This is a genomic window from Liquorilactobacillus sicerae (assembly GCF_029916425.1).
Taxonomy (GTDB): Bacteria; Bacillota; Bacilli; order Lactobacillales; family Lactobacillaceae; genus Liquorilactobacillus; species Liquorilactobacillus sicerae.
This window is the reverse complement of the sequence record NZ_JAHAVQ010000011.1, coordinates 41,118-62,758: the sequence shown is the minus strand read 5'-3', so window position 1 is coordinate 62,758 and position 21,641 is coordinate 41,118. Positions and strand designations below refer to the sequence as shown.

Here is a 21,641-nt window from a genome sequence, read left to right as displayed (position 1 = left end):
AGCAAGTTAATGAGTGAGGAAACAAACAACGAGACAGTTATTGATTTAAGACAACTTGTCAAATTATTATGGAAAAATATCTGGGGAATCATTGCCTGGGGAGTTATTGGAATTCTAATAGCTTTAGGTGTTTCATTCATTTTTATGACTCCTAAATATAGTGCAACAATTGATTTATTAGTAAACCAAAAAGTTGATAATAGTGCATTGCAGTATAATGTCCAGCAAGCTGACTTACAGGCGATCAATACTTATAAGGATGTTTTGACTAAACCGGTAATTTTGTCTCCCGTGTTAAAGCAGGTTAAGCAGCAAGATAATTATGCAGGAAGCTTAGCTGATTTAGAAAGTGCAGTTTCGATTTCTAATGAAACTAATTCACAGGTAGTTAGTGTAACAGTTACCGATACCAACGCTTACACAGCTGCAGATATTGCGAATACGATTGGTAAAGTTTTCAGTAAAAAAATCAAGAAAATGATGAAGGTTGATAATGTTACGGTCGTTACCAAGGCTAAAGCTGATACTAGTCCAGTTTCACCTATAATTAAATTGAATGTTTTGATAGGTTTTGTTGTTGGTATTTTGATTGGAATTGCCTTGATTGTCGTGCGTGACTTGTTAGATACTTCAGTTCGGGACGAAAAATTCTTAACCGAAGATTTAGGATTGACGAGTTTAGGATTTGTCAGTCACATGAGTCGCAGTACCAGTCGGCACGCAGTTAGCGTGGTTGTCTCGCAGCAAGCAGAGTCAAAACATCGACGGGTTTAGGAGGATAGTTTATGCTTAATATTTTTAATCTTGGTAAAAAAAAGGCACCACTTTCAACTGATTCAATGGAAAATGGCGTTCATATGATTACAGCAGCTTCTCCAAGTTCGGTAATTTCTGAACAGTTTAAAACGTTACGGACGAACATTCAATTTTCAAATGCGGATTCTAACTATCGGACTTTGATGCTTACGTCATCAATTGCTTCTGAAGGCAAATCAACAATTGCGGCTAATTTAGCTGTTACTTTTGCAAATCAGGGATTGCATACCCTTTTAGTTGATGCTGATATGCGGCGTCCAACGATCAATGCGACCTTCAGTATTTCTAATCCTAAGGGTTTAACTAATTTTTTGACTGATCGTGAATTTGACGTTAATGAAGCGATCTATGCGACCTCAATTGATAATTTGTTTGTCATGCCAAGTGGACCAGTTCCGCCTAATCCAGCCGAATTATTAAGTTCTCATCGAATGGATAGCTTGATCAAGGCTCTATCTGAGCAGCTTGATTTAGTAATTTATGATGCTCCGCCGATATTATCGGTAACTGACGCCTAAATTTTGGGTACGAAGGTCGATGGTACGGTTTTAGTTGTCCGGAAAAATGTTGCCGAAAAAGAAGCTGTTAAGCGTTCAGTTAATGCACTTAACCAAGTTAAAGCTAAAATCATCGGTACAGTTTTAAATGATGTTGAAAATGCTGGTGGAGGAGGCTATTATGGTTACTATGGCTACGGATACTATGGCAAAACTGACAAAAAGCGGCAAGCTCATTGATTTGCATTGTCACCTCTTGCCGGGTATTGATGATGGATCACCTGATTTAGAACATTCGTTAAAATTAGCGGAGATGGCGGTTTCTGAAGGGATAACACACATTTTAGCAACTCCTCATCATTTAGATGGTGATTATGTCAATCACAAAACTGATGTGCTTCAGGCAGTTGAAAAGTTTCAACAGGAACTTGACCAACATCAGATTCCTTTACAAATTTTTCCCGGGCAAGAGGTTCACATTAATGGTGATCTGATTGAAAAATATGATGACTTGTTGGGAATTGACGAGCAAAAGAATTATATGTTAATCGAATTTCCGCATGGAAGTCTTCCTGAATATGCTAAGCGTTTGTTTTTTGAAATTCGTAAATTGGGGACAACTCCGGTAATTGTTCATCCAGAACGTAATCATGGTATTCAAGAAAACTTGAATCTTTTGTATGATTTTATTAGTGAAGGTGCTTTAGCACAGTTGACTGCGACTAGTTATATTGGTGGTTTTGGACAACATGTTCAGGAAATTTCGGAAAAATTAGTTGATCATCGGTTAGTTCAGGTTTTTGCTTCCGATGCGCATGCTTTAAAGGGAAGACAGTTTGCTTTACGTGAAGCGATGGTCAAATTGCGCGAGCGGCATGGACAAAATTCTGTTGATGAGTATGAGCAAAATGCTGAGAACCTCTTAAATGGCGATCCAGTATTAGCTCGAGGATATTCAAAAGTTGAAACCAAAAAGAAGAAACATTTTTGGCTTTTCTAAAAGAAGTGACTGTGTCAAACTTTTTGAGACAGTCATTTTTGTAGTGAAAGCTTTTTAAATCTTAAACGTTAGGAGATCTCAATGAAAAAAGCCAAAATATTTAAAACGACTGGCTTTAAATTTATTTTAGTGGGAATTGTTAATACTTTGTTTGGTACGGCGATTATGTTTCTTTGTTATGATTTCTTTAAGCTTTCATATTGGTGGTCTTCAGCTGCAAATTATTCTTTGGGGAGTATTTTAAGTTTTGTTTTAAACAAGTATTTTACTTTTCAAAATCATACTCATGACTGGCAGCAACTAGTGAAGTTTACGATCAACATTTTAATTTGCTATGTAATTGCTTATGGTTTAGCAAAACCTTTAATTAGAAGTTGGTTAAGTACGGAAAGTCAATTTATTCAAGACAACGTTGCTTTATTGTTGGGAGCAGTTTTGTTCACCGCGATAAATTATTTTGGTCAACGGTTTTGGGTTTTTAATTTACAAAAATAGCTTGGCTAATAGTCTTATTTTCTTTATAATTATTAAAGAATCAGTTTTAAATTTTGAAAGCGTACAGAGAGGAAGTTTTTTTGTTTGGAAAAGATTTTGAGCATTGTAGTCCCTTGTTATAACTCAGCAGATTATCTAGAGAGATGTGTTAATTCATTACTTCTCGGTGGTCAGGATGTTGAAATTATTTTGGTTGATGATGGTTCAACCGATCATACGCCTGAGCAAGTAGATTACTATCAGAGAGAATTCGCCGATAAAGTTAGCGCAATTCATCAGGTGAATGGTGGACATGGAGCGGCTATTAATGCGGGACTAGCGGTTGCGACCGGTAAATTTTTCAAAGTTGTCGATAGCGATGACTGGCTCGATGTCGCTGCTTATCATCAAATGCTGAAATTTTTAAAGTCAAGTTATCAAAAAAACGAGATACCAGACTTAATGATTAGCAACTTTATCTATGACAAACTTGGAGTGCAACATAAAAAAGCTATGGAATATACCTCATTTTTACCACAGGAACAATTATTTAGTTGGGATGAGGTCAAGTTTCCGATTGGAAAGTATTTAATCATGCATTCGTTAATTTATCGCACTCAGCTTTTAAAAGAAGAAGCACATTTAAAACTTCCAGCACACATGTTTTATGAAGATAATTTGTATGCTTTTGAACCACTTCCGTTTGTAAAAAAACTATGCTATTTAAATCTTGATTTGTACCATTATTTTATTGGGCGTGAAGATCAATCGGTTAATGAAAAAGTAATGTTAAAAAGAATTGATCAACAATTGTGGATTAATCGGGAGATGGTTAAATATTATCTTGATGAGGTTGATAAGCAACAACAAGTTTCAAATTATATGAAAAGATATCTTGAAATTATAACAACAATTTCTTCAATTCTCTTAATTAAAGATGGAACTGCGCAAAGCTTGCATAAAAAAGATGAACTATGGGAATATATCGCTGACCAAGATTTAGGACTGTATCACCAATTGAGACGCAGCTTGCTTGGAATTGGGGTCAATTTACCTGGAAAATTTGGTCGAAAGACAGCTGTTAGTGCTTATCAAATTGCTAGAAAGATGTATGGCTTTAATTAAAATACAAAAAGACTGGGAAAATTTAATTTTATCCCAGTCTCTTTTGTCAAAGATGACTTAAAATAATTGGTTTAACTTTTGTACTTATTCAGCTCCAGCAATAATTGGTGTTTCAACTGTTTCAACATATTTAGCTGAAATTGGTTTTACATACATTAGCTGACCATCTTTATCAATGAATAGATTTAGAGCAGCTAAATCGTTCATGGCTTTTGCTACAGTTGTTTGATCAAGAGTTTCATTAGCATAAGTTAAACGGAAAGTGTTTTTGTTCTTTCCAGTTTGGTCGGAAAATATCAGATTAAGTTGTTTCATAATTTATCCCCTTTGATGGTGTTATTTTGAAATACTGGAAACAGTGGTCAGATTGATTGCTTCAGTTGGCAAACCTGTCAGAGTTGCTAAAACATCACCAAAACTGGCAATATTTTCAGCTGTGGCATCTGAACGAAGGTTATTAAATGTTCGCTTACGCGTGTTGCCATCCTGACTGGTAGTTGTTGACGTTAAACTTGATTTAATCCATGTAGTACTCATTTGAACTCCTCCTTTTTTGTAATCTCAGCGCCGGATTACATTAGCATTAACGAGTTAAGCCTGTAGCTTGTAAAAGTTACAAATAAGTTTGAGTGAAGTTGTAAAAATTTGTGAATTTACATAAAGAACTTTTAAATATAGTTAGGAGTGGATGAAGATTGAACATTACATTTGAGATTGCCAACTTGATCGACTTACCAATCATTGTCGATATATATAATCAAGCAGTTAATACGAGAAGATCAACTGCTGATTTAAGGCCTCTAACCGTTAGTCAGAAGCAGCCATGGTTCTTAAATCATAATGTAAGCAAAAACCGACCACTTTGGGTAATAAAAAATTTAAATCAGCAGATTATTGGTTGGATGAGTTTAAGCGATTTTTATGGTCGGCCGGCTTATCTGCATACAACTGAGGTGAGTTTATATCTTGATCAGGCATATCAGAGGCAAGGCTTGGGAAAACAAGCTTTGAGTTTTTTGGAAACTCAGGTCGAGCGATATCAAATTGAGACAGTGCTAGCTTTTATTTTTGGCCATAATTTGGCTAGTCAGCATTTGTTTGTTGACTTTGGCTATCAGAAATGGGCCCATTTACCAAAAGTAGCTGTCTTGGATGGTATTCAGCGCGATTTAAATATCTTTGGAAAAAAGTACAGAGTTTAATAAAAAGGCAGAGGCTTAGATTTAAGTTGCTGCCTTTTTATTAGACTCAAATTAGTAATAGCAATGTTGCAATTAAAGCCGGGATCCCTTGAACAAACAAAATTTTAAAATTTTTTGCAGTTACACTACCCCAAATCGCAGCGACAACGACAAAACCTGTAAATAATAAACAAACAGTTACCTGGCTATTAGTAGGCAATAAATAACGTGCAAATAATAAACCCACACCAATAAAACCATTGTAGACGCCCTGGTTACTCATTGCTACCCGAGCAGCAGGCTGTTTTATATAGTCCAGTTCAAGATCAAACGCTTTGGCTAATTGCTGATCATTTCCCCAAACTTCCATTAACATGATTAACAAAGCCTCAACAGCAACTAATAAAATAAAAATATCTGTTATGATCCTCAAATTAGATAACTCCTTTTTGCAATGCGTTTAAGGCCATTAAACCAAATAACAGTCTTTAAATCAATGTTGAAATAATTTCATTTTAAAAAAGTAAAAAATAATTCTCTTAATTTAAAAATGAGATATTTTCAAATAATCAAAAGTATCTAACAAGATATAAGTCGATATAAAAAATGGAACCGGTTATTTTCTTTTAAAGCATAGGAATAACTAAAAATATAAACTCAATATGTTACCTTTTATGACATGAGACTGGCTTAATGATTTGACTTGATTAAAATTCAATTATAGAATGTGAATCATAGTTGATGAAAGGTGATGGTTTTTCATGAGTGGACTTTTTCGAAAAAAAGACGTCAATGATCTTTTGGTAGAGGCAACTCCATTAACACGGACGCTGAAAACTATGGATCTAACGTTTTTAGGAATAGGTGCCATTATTGGAACAGGTATTTTTGTTTTAACAGGTAAAGGTGCTTTAACGGCTGGCCCGGCATTATCAGTTTCATTTCTTTTAGCTGCTATTTGTTGCGGTTTTACTGGTCTTTGTTACGCTGAGTTTGCTTCAATGGCTCCGGTAGCTGGTTCTGCATATACTTATTCATATTTAGCTTTTGGTGAAATTATAGCTTTCGTAATTGGTTGGGATTTAATTCTGGAATATGCTTTAGGTGCTGCAACAGTTTCCGTTGGCTGGTCTGGGTATTTTCTGAATTTACTATCCGAAATGGGGATTCATATTCCGACAGTTTTAACTGCCGCTGCAGGAACAACTCCAGGAGTAACAACTTATTTTAATTTACCAGCATTTTTGATTGTTTTAGTGATTACTTGGATTATTTCAATCGGTATCAATCAGACAAAACGTGTTAATGATACAATGGTTATTATTAAATTAGCAGTTATTATTTTATTCATTATTTGTACCGTCTGGTTTATTAAACCACATAACTGGGTGCCATTTTCACCATATGGTTTTTATAGTTATCATGCTGGTGCTAAGGCTGGAATTTTACCAGCTGCATCAATTGTATTTTTTTCATTCATTGGTTTTGATTCTATTGCCTCAAGTGCTGAAGAAACAATCAATCCAAGTAAAACTTTACCACGCGGGATCCTATTGTCACTGCTGATTTCAACTGTTTTATACATTGCTATGACCTTGATCATGACTGGGGTTGTTAAGTATACGGTCTTCAGTAAATATTTGAATGCACCAATTTTAGCTGTGTTACACCAAACTGGTCAAAGCTGGCTGGCGTTGATTGTTAGTTTAGGCGCAATTTTAGGGATGACCACAGTTATCTTGGTTCAGTTGTATGGACAATCAAGAATTTGTTATTCAATGTCCCGTGACGGTTTATTTCCAAAATTTTTTGGCGATGTTAGTCCAAAATATAAAACTCCATTTAAGGGAACTTGGTTCTTTGGAATTTTAACGGCGATTGCTGGGGGCTTTATCAACCTGAACATTTTATCTGAACTGGTTAATATTGGCACTTTAACAGCTTTTGTCTTAGTTTCTGCCGGAATTATGTGGATGCGTAAGAGCCATCCTGAAATTCATCGTGGTTTCCGCGCACCTGGAGTTCCATTCACACCAATTATTGCAATCATTTTCTGTATTACTTTGATTATTGGTTTGAACTGGGAGACATGGTTAAGATTTGTTGTCTGGTTCGCAATTGGCATGGTTTTATATTTTGCTTATGGTCGTAAACATTCTGCTTTAAACGCAAAGTAAAGATATTTTTTAATCTTGAAACGGCTGTTACCATGGTAGCGGCCGTTTTTACGTGCGCCCGGCATGAGTGATAACTTTGGTGAAAGTTCATTATAGACCATAGTAGTCGGAGAGAAGCCGGTAAATGAACTAACCATTTATCTCCTGCTTGATTGCAAAGATTTAATATCTATTTGTTTCAAAATCAAGTAAAATAAATTCTATAAATACAAAGGAGCTGAAACAAATGAATGATCAACAAAGAGAAAATTTTCACATTCCATTAGATAAGAGGCATTCCAATGCCTGGGATATGTTTGCGACTTGGGTTGGAGCTAATGCGAACAATGGTACTTGGTACATTGGTGGTGTGATGGCTGCTTGTGGTTTTATTTTAGCCTTAAAAATTTTATTTTTTTCTTCAGCACTTGCCTATATCTTTTTGTCCTTGATTGGTTATATTGGATTTAAAACTGGCATTTCAACCATGGGTATTGCTCGTGGTTCTTTCGGTATTCGTGGGAGTATTTTACCTTCCTTAATTAATGTTACTCAATTTATTGGTTGGACAGCGGTGAATACTTTTATTGCAGCGATGTCAGTTAGCTATTTATTGCATGATCTTTTAGGCTGGCCAGTTTATGGTAAAATTGGTGGGCTTAAAGGAATGATTTTTGGAATTATTGTAATGAGCATTTTACATATTATCAGTATTTCTAGTGGCTCACGTTCAGTCCAATTGATTGAACGCATCGGAATTATTTTAGTGATTATTTTTGTATTGTGGGAAACGGTTGTTGTCTTTCAAGCTGTTTCTCTTAGTCAAATTGTTAATTGGAATGTTCCAGCCAAATTTAAATTAGCTCCAGGAACGGCGGTCGATACCGTCGCTGCCTTTAATTTGGCCTGGGTGACTGCTGGTGCTGATTTTACGCGTTTTGATCGAAAAGCCAGTTCAGCAACAGTCATGCCTTTTTTAGGAGCTTTAGTTGGAGTAATGTGGTTTGCTTTTATCGGTCTAGTTGCAACAATTAGCATTGCAATTTCATCAGGAGCTTATGATCCAAATAATTCTGATCCAAGTTCGATTGCTAGTCGACTTGGTTTAGGCATCTTAGCTCTTTTAGTAATTATTTTAACGAGTATGACAGCTAATGCCGTCAATTTAATGGCGGCTGGTTCAGCTTTAACAAATATATTTCCCAAATTGAAACTGAAATATTCATTGTGGATCGTTGCTATCTTAGCGACTTTAGTAACTTTTATACCGATGATTTTTGGCAGCTTTTTAGATGCTTTTACAGCATTTTTGGATTATGTTGGAATGGTTTTGGGACCAATTATTAGCATTTTGGTCGTTGATTATTTCTTTTGTGCCAAAATGAAGTATAATTTGACTGAACTAACCCGGAAAAATGGAGCTTATTGGTATCACCATGGCATTCATTGGGTAGCAATCATTACTTGGTTAATTGGAATTGGAGGATTTTTCTTACTTCAAAGAATTCCTTTTTTCCAAGAAACAATTGGTGCAACCTATATTGATATGTTATTGAGCGGTTTAATTTACTGGCTTTTAACCAGTTTTTTTCGAAAGGAAGCGGCCTAAATGTTAATAAAAAATGTTCATGTCGATAATCAAAAACAATTAATGGATGTTCGAATTACTGCTGGGAAATTTTCCGAAATCGGAACTAACTTAACTGCTGAGCGTTCTGAGCAAGTGATCGATGGTCAACAAAAATTACTGTTACCACCTTTTATTGACTCACATATTCATTTGGACGCGACTCTCACTGCTGGTCAGCCTGAATGGAATGAAACTGGTACTTTATTTGATGGTATACGAATTTGGTCAGAACGGAAAAAAAATCTGTCAATTGCGGATGTTAAACAGCGGGCGAAGAAAACGATCATGAAACAGGTCAAGTATGGGATTCAGTTTGTCCGCAGTCATGTTGACACAACGGACCCAAATTTAATTGCTTTACAAGCCTTATTGGAACTTAAAGCCGAATTAAAAGATTTTGTGGAGCTACAATTAGTTGCTTTTCCGCAAGAAGGTATTTTGTCATTTCCTCATGGCAAGGAATTATTAGAACAGGCGCTTAAGGAAGGTGCCGATGTAGTTGGTGGTATTCCACATTATGAGTTCAATCAATTTTATGGCGCAGATTCTTTAAAGTATCTGATTAGCTTGGCGGAAAAGTATAATGTTCTCGTTGACGTACACTGCGATGAAATTGACGATCCAGCCAGCCGGAACCTCGAAGTATTAGCAACACTAGCTTATGAAACAGGTTTGAAAGAAAAAGTTACAGCCAGTCATACGACAGCCATGGGGTCATATAATGATGCTTATACCTATAAATTATTTCGCCTTTTAAAAATGTCCGCAGTCAATTTTGTTTCAAATCCGTTAGTAAACATTCATCTGGGTGGTCGTTTTGATACTTATCCTAAACGGCGCGGATTAACACGAATCAAAGAGTTGTCGGCGGCTGGAATTAATGTTTCCTTTGGTGAGGATGATGTTCAAGATCCTTGGAATCCATTAGGAAATGGTAATATGCTTGATCCAGTTCAAATGGGGGTTTATGCTGGGCAGTTGATGGGATACCAACAGCTGCAAAATGCTTATAAATATGTTACTTATAATGCTGCTAAAACTTTGCAGGTTAATGATGATTACGGAATCGAGGTTGGCAAAGCTGGCAACTGTATTTTACTGAATGGCACTGATTTTTATCAAGTTTTAAATCAGCATGCGGAAGTGCTATATAATATTCGCCAAGGTAAAATCTTAGCTAAAACAACGCCAGCTAGTAGCCAACTATTTTTCGACTAAGCAGTCAAAACAGCAAATTTGTTTTGGTTGATGGTAAAGTGTAACAATAGCATAGTGGAAAAAATTAATGGGATGTGATTTAAATGGTTGAAACAATGAAGGCAGTTGGTTTCCAGACGGCTTTACCAATTAGTGACCCGAAAAGTTTATTTGATTTTGAAACGCTCAAACCGCAAGCAACGGGTCATGATTTATTAGTTAAAATTCAGGCAATTTCAGTTAATCCAATTGATACGGCAATTCGTCGTTCAACATCAGGAGAGTTAAAACAGCCTAAAATTTTAGGTTGGGATGCTTTAGGAACGGTTGAAGCTGTCGGTCAGCAAGTCAGCTTGTTCAAACCGGGTGATCAAGTTTTTTATGCCGGTGATGTTAGACGAGCAGGTTCAAACGCTGAGTACCAATTAGTTGACGAGCGAATCGTTGGCCATGCACCTCAAAAATTAACTAAGGCACAAGCTGCTGCGATGCCTTTGACTTCATTAACTGCTTGGGAAGCATTGTTTAAAAAATTGCAGGTGAATTTAACTGAGTCATCAAAAAATGCCAAACAAACTTTGTTGATTATTAATGGTGCTGGCGGTGTGGGATCAATTGCAATTCAATTAGCAAAGTTAGCTGGTTTAAGGGTAATTGCAACTGCCTCTCGTCCAGAGACTATCGCTTGGGTCAAAGATTTGGGGGCTGACGCCGTTTTAAATCATCGTCAACCATTAACGCCGCAGTTACGACAGACCGGCGTTCAATACGTTGATTTGATTCTGGGCTTAAACGATCTTGATGGGCATTGGGCAGAAATAGCCGAGATGATCAAACCAAATGGGCGAATTACTTCGATTACTGCTAATCATCAACCATTGGATTTAAGTTTGATCAAAGCTAAAAGTGCAACTTTTTCATGGGAGTGGATGTATACCGAGTCATACTATCAGTTGCCGACGATGATTACTCAACATCAGATTTTGGAACAAGTTTCACGGCTATTGGATGAAGGAACGTTACGTTCAACTTTAAAGAAAACCATGCAACAAATTAACGCGGCTACTTTAAGAAAGGCACATCAGCAAATCGAGACTAATCATTCAATCGGAAAACTTGTGATCACTAAATAATAAGACAGATTATTGAAAGGAAAAACAAGTGCAGAAAATTGAAATTCATGCAGTTAAAATGGTTGATTTAGCAGCCATTATGAGAATTGAAAATAAAGACTTTTCTGCTGCAGAGGCTGCCAGTCCTCAAGCAATGGCGGAAAGAATTAAAATAATCCCAGAGACTTTTTTAGGTGCATATTTGGGAGAAAAACTTTTAGGCTATTTAGTTGGTCCGGCCATTCGACAACGTTATTTGAGCGATGATCTTTATCAGCGGGTAACTGTTAATTTACCAACAGCTCAAGCACCGTATCAAGCTGTTTTAAGTTTGGCAGTTGCACCAATTTTTCAAAATCAGGGCATCGGCAGCCAATTGCTAAAAACTTTGGCACAGCAAGCAAAAAGGCAACGGCGAAGGGGCCTTACCTTGACTTGTTTAACAAAACTGGTTGTTTTTTACCAAAAAAATGATTTTATTGATGAAGGGATATCAAGCTCAAAACATGCTGGTGAACAATGGCATAACATGTTTTTAACTTTATGAAAGGAAGCAGCAGCTGATGATCAAGGCATTATTATTAGTCCAACCCCAAAAACAGCAACTTGAAAAGTTAACTAAAGCTTTTCCACAAATTATTTTCTCAACTGATCCGTCAATTGCAGCTACCACGGAGATTGTTTTAGGTTGGCGAGCTGAATTAAAACAGGTCTTTTTACGAAATCCTAATTTAAAATGGGTTCAAGCTCAGTCAGCAGGAGTTGATTATTTGCCGTTAAGAGAATTTGCCGATAAGCAAATTTTGTTGACCAATGCTTCAGGATTGCACAGTCGTTATATTGCCGAAACGGTTACCAGTTATATTTTGCTTGAAAATCGGGGATTACGAGAGATTATTCAACGTCCAAGCGAATGGTTTGAACCAGATGTTTTGGAAAGTCGTGAACAAACAGCTTTAATTTTTGGGACTGGTAAAATTGGCCGTGAAATCGGTCGTTATTGCCGCTTTTTGGGGATGCAGGTTTGGGGTGTCAATCGTCATGGGATGGATGACTCATTAGGTGATGTATTTGATCGTGTTATAACGATGGCTGCTTATCAACAGTTGTCGAAGCAATTAAAAATTAATTTTTTAATTTCGGTTCTACCTGGAACGAAAGCAACAGCTGGTTTTTTTGACCAAAATATGCTGCAACAGTGTCGACCAGGTTATACTTTCATTAATGTTGGTCGCGGCAGCGCTGTCAAGGAAAAAGATTTATTAAATTTATTAAAAAATGAATATATTCGCAGTGCGTATCTTGATGTTTTCGAACATGAGCCTTTGCCAAAAAATAGCATTCTTTGGCATCATCCGCGAGTTTTTGTAACACCGCATATTTCGGGCTTGCTGCCACATTTTCGACAGGAATTGTTCCCGTTATTCAGCGATAATTTGAGTAGCTATTTAACCAATCAACCCTTACGGAATCTGGTTGATTTAGGCGCCGGGTATTAATTTTTATTAGGAAGGATCTTGTGATCAATGATTGACCAGCAATTACAAGCTAAAATTATCGCCGTTGCTAAACAGGAACCTAAAACTGTCCAACAGCAGTTTTTAAAATTAATGGAAGAAGCAGGTGAAGCAGCCCAAGCTTATTTAGCTGCTAATCGTGTTTCGGGAAATGATTATAAAAATCTTGATTTAGCTGACACAAAGGAAGAATTGGTTGATGTTTTATTAGTCACAGTGGCTATGTTAGTTAAACTTGATTGCCAACCAGCAGAGTTAGAAACTCTTTTACAGAAAAAAATGCAAAAATGGCTGGAACATCAAGTTTACTAATTGAGTCGTTTTGGCTGTTAAATTGATTTTTAAGCAAAATTGCGGTAAAATTTCGGTAAATCAGCAAAAGTTGGGAAATTAGTAATTGTTCAAAGATTAGACAGAGAGCCGTGGCAGCTGAAAAACGGTTGATCAATGTCCAATGAAAATGGTTTTCTATTTAAACGGGTCAAGCAATTGATCCCGGTCACTCACCGTTATCAGTTAATGAGGCTTGCTTTTTGTGGCAGGCAAAGAATGGTGGTACCACGTGAAAACGTCCTTTCAATAATTGAGGGGACGTTTTTAATTTTCGTAACTTACTGCTTGATTAATAATTAAAGGAAAGGATGATTTAGTTGAAGAAAAATTCTAATTCTTCAATCCAGTCAGTTGTAGCAACAGGAATTGGTGCAGCTATTATTTTTGTTTTAATGAAATTTGTTGCTATTCCGACCGGGATTCCTAATACTCAGGTCAATGTTGCTGAAGGCTTTTTACCTTTATTAGCAGCAATTTATGGGCCAATTGTAGCCGGGGTGGCAGTCTTCATTGGACATGCATTGAACGATTTTGTAACATATGGATCTCCTTGGTGGACTTGGGTCGTTGTTGATGGCTTAGTGGGCGTAGCTTTTGGATTCTTTAAAAATCGACTGGATATTCAAAATGGTTCATTAACGAAAGCCAAACTGATCTGGTTTAATATCTATCAAGTTATTGTAAATTTAATTGGTTGGGTTTTATTAGCCCCAACTGGAGATATCCTGATCTATCATGAACCGGCAAATAAAGTCTATCTACAAGGTGTGACAACTTGGTTGGTAAATAGTGTGTCAGTAGCAATTATTGGGACGATTCTTCTAGTTCTCTATGCTCGGACACGTACTAAGCGCGGTAGTTTAAAAAAGGAAGACTAAATTATGACTAAACCGATCATCACGTTCCAAAATTTTAATTTTCAGTATGACAGTCAAGCTGAGCCGACCTTGAAGAAAATCAATCTTGAGATTTTTCCTGGTGAAAAGGTTTTGATCGCCGGTGAATCTGGTTCGGGTAAATCGACTTTGGGACGGTGTATCAATGGTTTAATTCCTGAGGCTTATCCGGGCAAGCTGAGTGGAACTTGTTTGATCAATGGTCATCACCTTCAAGACAGCTCGATTTTTGAGCTGTCTTTTGATGTTGGGACAGTTTTGCAGGATCCAGATAGTCAGTTTGTTGGTTTAACAGTCGTTGAGGATCTGGCATTTTCTTTAGAGAACGATTGCTGGCCTCAAGAAAAAATGATTACTGCGACCAAAAAATGGGCTGAAAGGCTGCATTTAACGGAATTCTTAAAGCATTCGCCTCAGGAAATTTCTGGTGGGCAAAAACAACGCGTTGCAATGGCGGGGGTTTTGATCGATGAAAGCAAAATCTTACTTTTTGATGAACCATTAGCTAATTTAGATCCAGCAGCTGGTCGGGCTACGATGAAGTTATTAAACCGTTTAGCTAAACAACAAGAACTGACAGTAATCATTATTGAGCATCGAATTGAAGAAGCACTGCAGGTTGGAATTGATCGGTTAGTTTTGATGCAGGATGGTCAAATAGTTGCCAATGATACTCCAGCAAAAATCCTAAAAGACAATTTATTACCTCAGCTTGGCTTACGTGAGCCTTTATATTTAAGTGCGATTAAGCAGTGCGGTGTTAATTTGCAGTCTTGTCAAAACTTGCTTGATTCAAAAAAGGTAACGGCTGTTGGTTTAGCTGACAAGTTACAGCAGTGGAATACTACCACAGTTTTGAATGCGGAAGTTGTTAAAAATCAACCATTGCTGGTAATTAAGGATTTATCTTTTGGCTACCAACCACAACTACCGATTATCAGGCAGCTTTCATTGACTATCTATCGTGGTGAAATGATAAGTTTAGTGGGTCAAAATGGAACCGGCAAGTCGACGCTTAGCAATTTGATTACTGGCTTTTTGCAGCCGCAAGCTGGACAAATACTATTTGCTGGAGAAGACTTATTGAAATTATCGGTTAAACAGCGAGCAGCTAAAATTGGATATATTTTACAAGATCCGAATCAAATGATTTCACAAACTAAAATTTTCGATGAAGTAGCCAGTGGTTTGCGTTTACGAAAAACTCCAGAAGAGCAGGTGAAAAATAAAGTTTATCGTATTTTACACATTTGTGGTTTATATGAAATGCGTCATTGGCCCATCGCGGCTTTAAGCTTTGGACAGAAAAAGCGGGTAACGATTGCAGCAATTTTAGTTTTAGAGCCGCAAATGTTGATCTTGGATGAACCAACAGCTGGTCAAGATTTAAAACATTATACAGAAATTATGACATTTTTGGAAAAATTGCAACAACAGCAAAACTTGACGATTATTCTAATTACGCATGATATGCATTTGATGCTGGAATATACTCAGCGCACACTGGTTTTAAATGCTGGTAATTTATTAGCCGATGCAACTCCAGCGGAAGTTTTAACCAATAATCAAATCATTGAAAAGGCTTCTTTAGCTCGAACTAGTTTATATGATTTAACGCAAAGGTTCAACTTGCCATCTGCTAATGAATTCATTGCTAAGTTTATTCAGACAGAAAGGCAGGAACGTCAGCATGACTAATAATTTATTTATTGGATATCTTGATCGTCCGACTTTTTTGCATCGCTTGAGTGGCAGCACTAAATTGATTGGCTTTATTAGCTTTTCAATTATTGGCATGATAACCTTTGATACACGATTCTTATTAGGAATTTTAATCATGTCATTGTTTTTATTTCATCAAGCCCAGATCAAGTATCGGGAGGTAGCCTTGATCATCCAAGTAATCATTGCTTTGGCTGTTTTCAATTTGTTAATGGTTTATGTTTTTAATCCCAGCTATGGAATACAAATTTATGGTACACAGCATCTGATTTTTGGTTCGCCAAATCATTATTTTAATTTATCGTGGGAAGAATTGTTTTATTTATTCAATTTATTATTAAAATACATTTTTGCAGTGCCATTAGCCTTGATTTTTCTGTTAACAACCAATCCTAGTGAGTTTGCAGCTAGTTTGAATAAAATTGGCCTTTCATATCGAATCAGCTATGCAGTCGAAATTGCCCTCCGATATATTCCAACAGTTCAGCATGATTATCGAACGATTAGCCTAGCACAACAAGCTCGAGGCTACGAGATGTCTAAAAAAGCACCATTTAAACAACGAATTAGCGGAGCAGTCCGTATTCTATTGCCCTTGATTTTTACTAGTCTAGAACGAATTGAGGTCATTAGCCAGGCGATGGCACTACGTCGTTTTGGACGGAGCAAAAAAAGGACCTGGTATATGGCACGTCCATTTAAAATTGCTGATTATTTGAGCTTAGTAGTTATTATAGCTTGGGTAATTCTGGGAATTTATTTATTTAAAGTTAATCAGGGACGTTTTTGGAATCCATTTAAAAATTAGTTACAGATTATAAACTAGACTTTATTGTCTAAATAAAGACCTCCAAAAGATTGAACTTTAGCTTAACTTTTGGAGGTCGTATTAATATTGAGCTTTTTATTTATAAAACTCTCGAACCTTTGGAGGAGTATAATTTGCAATAAAATCATTAATTTGTTGCAGATTTTTGGCAAAGCAAAGTTTTTGATAGTGTTCTTGTGAAAGAAAGCCTTTCATCACCATTTTCCAAAAGAACTGCTGTAATAGATCATAATATCCATCTTCATTATATAAAATACAAGGATTTGGATTATCACCAACCCGAGCCCAAGAGTAAGCTTCTGAAATTTCTTCAAGCGTACCGGCTCCGCCTGGCAAAGCCAAACACACATCGGCGGCCGCCATCATTTTTTGTTTACGGATGGCCATATTTTCAACGATTGTCAGACCTGTTAATGTTTGAGAAGCAGCTCCTCGCCGATAAAGATTTTCAGGCATGTAGCCATAAGCTTTGCCACCATCAGCCAAAACGGTTTTTGCCAAGACGCCCATTAAGCCACCACCACCACCACCAAAAACCAAATCATAATTATTTTCTACTAACCAGTGGCCAATTTTTATTGCAATTCGCTGGTAAGTTGAATTTCCAACTGAGGCTCCACAATAGACAGCAATTTTTCCCATTCAATGATCACCTTGATTTTATATATATAGTAACTATCATCTATTGTAGCAAGTTAGAGTTTCAAAACAAAGTATAATTCTGATTTTATCGGGGCAATGTAAACCTATTATCGAAAGCAATAACTAGTCTTCAACGAATTCATCAATAATTTTTTAATTCTTAATGAATTTAGTTACTGTTTTGCGATTAAGACAAAATTACTTGGCCAACGTTGCTTACCAAAATTACGAAATACAAAAGAAAACTTATATTCTGTTTGGATATTGGTAACAATATCTTCTAAGAATTCCAAATGATAAAGCGTAATTCGTCGTAAGGGAATTGAATGCGGAAGTTTGGATGGACGATAAATGTTAAAAAAGAAGTTATAAGAATGTGCAAAAGCATCGTCAACGACTAAAATTTCATATCGAGCTTTAACATGTGGTGTGAAATATGATTTTAAGCGTTGTTTAATGATCTGGGCTTCAAAATCACTATTATTCAAATGAGTTGCCACCATTATGACCTCCTACTAAACCAATTCGCTGGCGAAAGGTTCCCCCGTTAACTAGACTATTAGCGTACATAATAGCACTGGTACCAAAACGGTCACGAATTTGATCGATTACTTGATTGAACATAACTTTTTTAATTTGTTTTTCAGACGGAGTAAATAGGTTAAGTTGATCACCGGTTTTAGGTGATAATTGGCTTAAGCTGATTCCAATCCGGCGGAGCGGTTCATAATGCCAATAACTATGAAAAATGAAAAGCAGCTGACGATTGATTTCAAAAGTGTCGTCAGTGGCTGGAATTTTAAGTTCATGAGCAAAACCAGGGCGATTAGTTTTAGCTGTTAGTGAAAAACCAATTCCTAAATGGATGCAGCTGGTTACTAGGTGGCGATGACGCAAGCGGGAAGCTACCTGCTGACCAATTTCTCGAATCACAACTTCAATTTCTGCTTGATCTGTATAGTCGCGCGGCAGAACCTGGGAATTTTCTAAACTGCGATGTTTAACAGGCAAATTTTCTTGTAACTGGCTGCGATCAATTCCCCAAGCTAAGGCAAATAGTTGAGTGCCAATGATTCCAAATTCTTTTTGCAGTTCAAATGGATCGGTTAAGGCTAAATCTTTGATTTGATGAATCCCTAAATGCTTCAAATGAGCAGCTGTTTGTTTGCCAATACTCCACACTGAGGTTAAATCAGTGATTGGCCAAACACGTTCGGTAAAGTTTTGATAAGTTAATTCGCTAATCAGTTCAGGTGAATGCTTAGCAAACAAATCCAAGGCTAATTTAGCCTGAATGGGATTTTCTCCAATGCCAACAGTTGTGTAAAGGCCTAATCGTCGGCGAACAGCCAATTGAATGCGGCGAGCAGCCTGTTGTGGGGTTCTGCCAAAAAGTTGCCAAGAATGAGTCATATCTAAAATCGACTCGTCAATTGAATAAGGATAAATATCATTTTCAGCAGTAAAATGAGTAAAGATTTGATTAATTGCTAAACTTTTTTGAATATATAGATTCATTCTTGGCGGAACAATCAATAAGCGTTGATCTTGCGGTAAATCACGCCAGCGATCAACATTGCGGATGCCAAAAAGCTTCTTGGCTTGCGGGGAAGTTGCTAAAACTAACCCACCGTTAGTATTAGCTTGTTCAGACATAACGACTAAAATTGATTGCAAAGGATTTAGGCCACGTTCGATACTTTCGACACTGGCATAAAATGATTTATTATCAATTAAGAAAAAAATTCCATGTGGTTCATCTGTATAGTTCATGATATTCACCTCACAATGTGATGCCTTGATTAAATTATACAAACATACGTTCGAATTTTCAAGTGGCGATAACTTAAATACTGCAAGAAGTTGTTCGAAAAAGTTATAATGAAGAAAGATTAACCATTTATAAGCATATATATAAGGAGGGGTATCATGAGAGCAATTGCAATGACTAAACCAGGAGATGTTGAAGTTTTGCAGACTATATCACTTATGCGACCAATACCAAAGCCGAAACAAATTTTGCTGCAAAATCTGGCAATCGCAATCGAGCCTTATGATTGTCATGTTCGGTCGGGGAAAGTCAAAGTCAACAATCCGCTGCCGTTAATCTTGGGCTCATCGTTGGCAGGAAGAATCTGTGCAGTTGGTGAGAAGGTAACGGATTTAAAAGTCGGACAGCGAGTAGCTGCTAGTCCGCATTTTCGAAGTTATGCAGAATATACAGCAGTTGGCCGTTCACAGATTGCGATTATTCCTGATAATGTAACTGACATTCAAGCTGCAGCAATCGCTCTTAGCGGACAAACTGCTTGGCAATTAGCTGAAGAGGTTTTAAAAAGTTCATTATCGACCGGAGCTTTATTGATCAATGGAGCAAGTGGCAATGTAGGACAAATTCTAATTCAGCTATTAACAGATCATTTTTCAAAAATTTATGTAACGACTGGCTCAACTTCGACAACTAAGCTAAAGCAGCAATTTCCGCAAGTTGAAATTATTGATTCAACATTCCAGCTTAGTTCAATAGCTGCAATTATTGATTTAGTCGGCAATCAACCAGTTTTAACGTATCTTAAATATTTAACAAGTGAAGGAAAACTATGGTCAACGGTCAAGCAATATTCTGATAGACGCTGTAACTTATTTTCAATGAAATCGAATGGTCAGAGCTTGGAAAAATTGTTGGCGGCTGTTGCACAAAATCGAATTAAAGTTCAAATCGCCCAAGTTGCACCTTTTAATTTAAAAAATTTACAAACCTTTCAAACTTTACAGCATCAATTTGGGAAATTAGTTCTTAAATTCTAGTCAAAATGAAAGCAGCAGCTAATAATTCATTAGATTAATGTGAAACAAAGCTATTTTGCTTTTGAAACAGCTTTGTTGTTAGTTGCAATTTTAATATTAGTAATAGTTTGCAAATAGCAATAATTTAGAAAGGAAGAATTGTTTATGGCTTATGAAGTGAAATCCATACTAAAACAGATTGGTTATCAGGTTCGTTCCCAAACTGGAGAGTATACGCTTTTAGCAGATGAACCGGTGCGAGCTGGGGGAACAGCAGCTGCACCAAATCCAGTTCAATATTTGTTAATGGCACTCAATAGTTGTTTGGCAATTACAGCTGAAAGCATCGCCAAGAATCATCCAGAAATCAAGCTAGAGAAGTTTGAAATCATCACGACTGGAAAAGTTAAACGATTTGCTGATAAGACTTCCAAAGTTGCAGCAATCAACGTCCATTTTTATTTGCGAACAGCTTTAGATCCTAAGAAAGAAAGAACTTTTATCAACTCGGTGATTAAATACTGTACGGTCCATTCATCATTAGATCCAGAAATTCTATTTGATTTTAAAATCGAAAACATTTAGAGCTAACTGTCGGCTTATGAAAGATTCAGCATAAGCAATAATATTAATTAAAGTAACTTTTACAAAGCAAGGTCTTTAAATAGCTAGTTCTCCTTTGAACTGGATTCGGCTTTGTTAGGGTTTTTTTAAATTTCATGGTAGACTGTACTTAAACTGTTTAGATGCTGCTAAACTTATTTAAGTAGTCAGGTAATTTTAAAGGAGTTTATTAAATATGGGAGATATTTTAACTGTTACCAATTTGAATAAATCTTTTGGGAAAAAGCATGTACTCAAAGATGTTTCTTTCAATGTACAACCCGGAGAAGTAGTTGGTTTAGTAGGACCAAATGGCGCAGGAAAAACAACGATTATGAAAGCTGTTTTAGGTTTGTTTTCATGGGAAAGTGGTCAAGTTGTGATTCAAGGCCAGCCGGTAACTATGACTAGCCATCGAGTGTTAGACAAAGTTGGAGCTTTGATCGAGTATCCAGGGTTGTATCCATTTTTGACTGGTTATCAACATTTGGAGCTTTTTGCAAATGATGGCCCCCAAAAGCAATCACGAATTCAACAGATCATTGAAACATTAAAAATTGATAGTTACATTAATCAAAAAGCTAAGAACTACTCATTAGGAATGAAACAAAAGTTGGGAATTGCACTAGCTCTGCTGAATGATCCACAATTAGTGATTTTGGATGAACCAATGAATGGATTAGATCCACAAGCAACTAAAGATTTACGTGATTTGATTATTTCGCAGGCTAAAAAAGGCACTAGTTTTTTGGTTTCGAGTCATATTTTGAGCGAATTAGAAAAAATTGTTGATGAAGTAATAGTAATCGATCAAGGAAAAATTATCAAACAAGCCAAAATGGCTGATTTGGCAACTGCTGATCAAAAATTCATTCTTTTAAAAACCGATGACAATATCAAAGCAGCTGAGGCCTTACAAGTCGCTGGTTACCACCTGGAAGTAATTAAAGATCAACTGAAAATTGAACAAAGTGAACCCAATCAGTTGGCTAAATTAGTTCAAATTCTGAGTGCTCAGCAAATCAATTTGGTTGATGTAGCGCATCAGCAAAACGATTTGGAAACATCACTGTTGAATATTTTAGGCAAACATGAACAAGATTCACAAGTAAAGGAGTAAATTT

24 protein-coding genes and 1 pseudogene are annotated in these 21,641 nt (G+C 36.6%); 19 read left to right on the top strand and 6 right to left on the bottom strand.

From position 1 onward, the window contains the following. Positions 1 to 9 precede the first annotated feature (9 nt). The 5 genes and pseudogenes from KH893_RS08220 (at position 10) to KH893_RS08200 (ending at position 3,912) form a co-directional block, all read left to right on the top strand. On the top strand, positions 10 to 774 hold the full coding sequence (locus KH893_RS08220) for a YveK family protein (protein ID WP_281165673.1): 765 nt from the start codon (positions 10 to 12) through the stop codon (positions 772 to 774). Between the two features lie 65 nt (positions 775 to 839). Further along, positions 840 to 1,553: pseudogene (locus KH893_RS08215) on the top strand (CpsD/CapB family tyrosine-protein kinase). After that, a complete protein-coding gene (locus KH893_RS08210; protein WP_281165672.1) occupies positions 1,495 to 2,313 on the top strand; it encodes a tyrosine-protein phosphatase in 819 nt (272 codons plus the stop codon). Before KH893_RS08215 ends, KH893_RS08210 begins: the two are co-directional and overlap by 59 nt. 81 nt (positions 2,314 to 2,394) lie before the next feature. Further along, entirely contained in the window at positions 2,395 to 2,808 is a 414-nt protein-coding gene (locus tag KH893_RS08205) for a GtrA family protein (protein ID WP_281165671.1), read from the top strand. An 84-nt stretch (positions 2,809 to 2,892) separates the two neighbouring features. Beyond that, on the top strand, positions 2,893 to 3,912 hold the full coding sequence (locus KH893_RS08200) for a glycosyltransferase family 2 protein (protein WP_281165670.1): 1,020 nt from the start codon (positions 2,893 to 2,895) through the stop codon (positions 3,910 to 3,912). A gap of 84 nt (positions 3,913 to 3,996) precedes the next feature. On the opposite strand, the gene KH893_RS08195 is transcribed toward KH893_RS08200, so the two are convergent. After that, complete coding sequence (locus KH893_RS08195) at positions 3,997 to 4,227, bottom strand: DUF2922 domain-containing protein (RefSeq protein ID WP_281165669.1); 231 nt, start codon at positions 4,225 to 4,227, stop codon at positions 3,997 to 3,999. A gap of 21 nt (positions 4,228 to 4,248) precedes the next feature. Then, complete coding sequence (locus tag KH893_RS08190) at positions 4,249 to 4,449, bottom strand: DUF1659 domain-containing protein (RefSeq protein ID WP_281165668.1); 201 nt, start codon at positions 4,447 to 4,449, stop codon at positions 4,249 to 4,251. A 158-nt stretch (positions 4,450 to 4,607) separates the two neighbouring features. Here KH893_RS08190 and KH893_RS08185 point away from each other — a divergent pair, with 158 nt between their 5' ends. Further along, positions 4,608 to 5,114, top strand: coding sequence for a GNAT family N-acetyltransferase (locus KH893_RS08185; RefSeq protein ID WP_281165667.1), 507 nt, complete (start codon positions 4,608 to 4,610; stop codon positions 5,112 to 5,114). Between the two features lie 46 nt (positions 5,115 to 5,160). Here KH893_RS08185 and KH893_RS08180 read toward each other — a convergent pair whose 3' ends face one another. Then, positions 5,161 to 5,526: a DUF1304 domain-containing protein gene (locus tag KH893_RS08180; protein WP_281165666.1), complete on the bottom strand. Its 366-nt coding sequence runs from the start codon at positions 5,524 to 5,526 to the stop codon at positions 5,161 to 5,163. A gap of 328 nt (positions 5,527 to 5,854) precedes the next feature. Between KH893_RS08180 and KH893_RS08175 the strand changes: the two genes are divergently transcribed. From KH893_RS08175 to KH893_RS08130, 10 genes are all read left to right on the top strand, one after another. After that, positions 5,855 to 7,270: an amino acid permease gene (locus KH893_RS08175; RefSeq protein ID WP_281165665.1), complete on the top strand. Its 1,416-nt coding sequence runs from the start codon at positions 5,855 to 5,857 to the stop codon at positions 7,268 to 7,270. Positions 7,271 to 7,496: 226 nt separating this feature from the next. Beyond that, positions 7,497 to 8,858 (top strand): cytosine permease, encoded by a 1,362-nt coding sequence (locus tag KH893_RS08170; protein WP_281165664.1) that lies wholly within the window; start codon positions 7,497 to 7,499, stop codon positions 8,856 to 8,858. Further along, on the top strand, positions 8,859 to 10,097 hold the full coding sequence (gene codA / locus KH893_RS08165) for a cytosine deaminase (protein WP_281165663.1): 1,239 nt from the start codon (positions 8,859 to 8,861) through the stop codon (positions 10,095 to 10,097). It begins immediately after the preceding gene. Between the two features lie 83 nt (positions 10,098 to 10,180). Next, complete coding sequence (locus tag KH893_RS08160) at positions 10,181 to 11,209, top strand: zinc-binding alcohol dehydrogenase family protein (RefSeq protein WP_281165662.1); 1,029 nt, start codon at positions 10,181 to 10,183, stop codon at positions 11,207 to 11,209. 28 nt (positions 11,210 to 11,237) lie between these two features. Next, complete coding sequence (locus tag KH893_RS08155) at positions 11,238 to 11,735, top strand: GNAT family N-acetyltransferase (RefSeq protein WP_281165661.1); 498 nt, start codon at positions 11,238 to 11,240, stop codon at positions 11,733 to 11,735. Positions 11,736 to 11,751: 16 nt separating this feature from the next. Continuing rightward, a complete protein-coding gene (locus tag KH893_RS08150; RefSeq protein WP_281165660.1) occupies positions 11,752 to 12,687 on the top strand; it encodes an NAD(P)-dependent oxidoreductase in 936 nt (311 codons plus the stop codon). A gap of 27 nt (positions 12,688 to 12,714) precedes the next feature. Beyond that, positions 12,715 to 13,017 (top strand): MazG-like family protein, encoded by a 303-nt coding sequence (locus tag KH893_RS08145; RefSeq protein ID WP_281165659.1) that lies wholly within the window; start codon positions 12,715 to 12,717, stop codon positions 13,015 to 13,017. A 338-nt stretch (positions 13,018 to 13,355) separates the two neighbouring features. Next, the gene (locus KH893_RS08140) at positions 13,356 to 13,916 is read left to right on the top strand and encodes an ECF-type riboflavin transporter substrate-binding protein (protein ID WP_281165658.1); all 561 of its coding nucleotides are present in this window, start codon (positions 13,356 to 13,358) and stop codon (positions 13,914 to 13,916) included. A 3-nt stretch (positions 13,917 to 13,919) separates the two neighbouring features. Next, the gene (locus tag KH893_RS08135; protein WP_281165657.1) at positions 13,920 to 15,632 is read left to right on the top strand and encodes an ABC transporter ATP-binding protein; all 1,713 of its coding nucleotides are present in this window, start codon (positions 13,920 to 13,922) and stop codon (positions 15,630 to 15,632) included. Further along, on the top strand, positions 15,625 to 16,464 hold the full coding sequence (locus tag KH893_RS08130; RefSeq protein WP_281165656.1) for an energy-coupling factor transporter transmembrane component T family protein: 840 nt from the start codon (positions 15,625 to 15,627) through the stop codon (positions 16,462 to 16,464). Before KH893_RS08135 ends, KH893_RS08130 begins: the two co-directional genes overlap by 8 nt. A 96-nt stretch (positions 16,465 to 16,560) precedes the next feature. Here KH893_RS08130 and KH893_RS08125 read toward each other — a convergent pair whose 3' ends face one another. The 3 genes from KH893_RS08125 to KH893_RS08115 form a co-directional block, all read right to left on the bottom strand. Then, positions 16,561 to 17,127, bottom strand: a complete 567-nt coding sequence (locus KH893_RS08125) for an LOG family protein (RefSeq protein WP_281165655.1) — start codon at positions 17,125 to 17,127, stop codon at positions 16,561 to 16,563. A 173-nt stretch (positions 17,128 to 17,300) separates the two neighbouring features. Continuing rightward, positions 17,301 to 17,630 (bottom strand): hypothetical protein, encoded by a 330-nt coding sequence (locus KH893_RS08120; protein ID WP_281165654.1) that lies wholly within the window; start codon positions 17,628 to 17,630, stop codon positions 17,301 to 17,303. Continuing rightward, positions 17,608 to 18,900, bottom strand: coding sequence for a Y-family DNA polymerase (locus KH893_RS08115; protein ID WP_281165653.1), 1,293 nt, complete (start codon positions 18,898 to 18,900; stop codon positions 17,608 to 17,610). The genes KH893_RS08120 and KH893_RS08115 overlap by 23 nt, the downstream gene beginning before the upstream one ends. 156 nt (positions 18,901 to 19,056) lie before the next feature. Between KH893_RS08115 and KH893_RS08110 the strand changes: the two genes are divergently transcribed. The 3 genes from KH893_RS08110 (at position 19,057) to KH893_RS08100 (ending at position 21,637) form a co-directional block, all read left to right on the top strand. Continuing rightward, positions 19,057 to 19,935 (top strand): NADP-dependent oxidoreductase, encoded by an 879-nt coding sequence (locus KH893_RS08110; RefSeq protein WP_281165652.1) that lies wholly within the window; start codon positions 19,057 to 19,059, stop codon positions 19,933 to 19,935. A gap of 144 nt (positions 19,936 to 20,079) precedes the next feature. After that, the gene (locus KH893_RS08105) at positions 20,080 to 20,499 is read left to right on the top strand and encodes an OsmC family protein (protein ID WP_281165651.1); all 420 of its coding nucleotides are present in this window, start codon (positions 20,080 to 20,082) and stop codon (positions 20,497 to 20,499) included. A 214-nt stretch (positions 20,500 to 20,713) separates the two neighbouring features. Continuing rightward, positions 20,714 to 21,637 (top strand): ABC transporter ATP-binding protein, encoded by a 924-nt coding sequence (locus tag KH893_RS08100; RefSeq protein WP_281165650.1) that lies wholly within the window; start codon positions 20,714 to 20,716, stop codon positions 21,635 to 21,637. The last annotated feature ends 4 nt before the right edge of the window (positions 21,638 to 21,641 follow it).

Bases quoted from the DNA above. Each gene is read 5' to 3' on its own strand.
- KH893_RS08205 (WP_281165671.1), top strand. From the start codon at position 2,395: ATGAAAAAAGCCAAAATATTTAAAACGACTGGCTTTAAATTTATTTTA.
- KH893_RS08125 (WP_281165655.1), bottom strand. From the start codon at position 17,127: ATGGGAAAAATTGCTGTCTATTGTGGAGCCTCAGTTGGAAATTCAACT.
- codA (WP_281165663.1), top strand. From the start codon at position 8,859: ATGTTAATAAAAAATGTTCATGTCGATAATCAAAAACAATTAATGGAT.
- KH893_RS08135 (WP_281165657.1), top strand. From the start codon at position 13,920: ATGACTAAACCGATCATCACGTTCCAAAATTTTAATTTTCAGTATGAC.
- KH893_RS08130 (WP_281165656.1), top strand. From the start codon at position 15,625: ATGACTAATAATTTATTTATTGGATATCTTGATCGTCCGACTTTTTTG.
- KH893_RS08105 (WP_281165651.1), top strand. From the start codon at position 20,080: ATGGCTTATGAAGTGAAATCCATACTAAAACAGATTGGTTATCAGGTT.
- KH893_RS08170 (WP_281165664.1), top strand. From the start codon at position 7,497: ATGAATGATCAACAAAGAGAAAATTTTCACATTCCATTAGATAAGAGG.
- KH893_RS08100 (WP_281165650.1), top strand. From the start codon at position 20,714: ATGGGAGATATTTTAACTGTTACCAATTTGAATAAATCTTTTGGGAAA.
- KH893_RS08210 (WP_281165672.1), top strand. From the start codon at position 1,495: ATGGTTACTATGGCTACGGATACTATGGCAAAACTGACAAAAAGCGGC.
- KH893_RS08120 (WP_281165654.1), bottom strand. From the start codon at position 17,630: ATGGTGGCAACTCATTTGAATAATAGTGATTTTGAAGCCCAGATCATT.
- KH893_RS08115 (WP_281165653.1), bottom strand. From the start codon at position 18,900: ATGAACTATACAGATGAACCACATGGAATTTTTTTCTTAATTGATAAT.
- KH893_RS08145 (WP_281165659.1), top strand. From the start codon at position 12,715: ATGATTGACCAGCAATTACAAGCTAAAATTATCGCCGTTGCTAAACAG.
- KH893_RS08160 (WP_281165662.1), top strand. From the start codon at position 10,181: ATGGTTGAAACAATGAAGGCAGTTGGTTTCCAGACGGCTTTACCAATT.
- KH893_RS08175 (WP_281165665.1), top strand. From the start codon at position 5,855: ATGAGTGGACTTTTTCGAAAAAAAGACGTCAATGATCTTTTGGTAGAG.
- KH893_RS08150 (WP_281165660.1), top strand. From the start codon at position 11,752: ATGATCAAGGCATTATTATTAGTCCAACCCCAAAAACAGCAACTTGAA.
- KH893_RS08220 (WP_281165673.1), top strand. From the start codon at position 10: ATGAGTGAGGAAACAAACAACGAGACAGTTATTGATTTAAGACAACTT.
- KH893_RS08190 (WP_281165668.1), bottom strand. From the start codon at position 4,449: ATGAGTACTACATGGATTAAATCAAGTTTAACGTCAACAACTACCAGT.
- KH893_RS08110 (WP_281165652.1), top strand. From the start codon at position 19,057: ATGAGAGCAATTGCAATGACTAAACCAGGAGATGTTGAAGTTTTGCAG.
- KH893_RS08195 (WP_281165669.1), bottom strand. From the start codon at position 4,227: ATGAAACAACTTAATCTGATATTTTCCGACCAAACTGGAAAGAACAAA.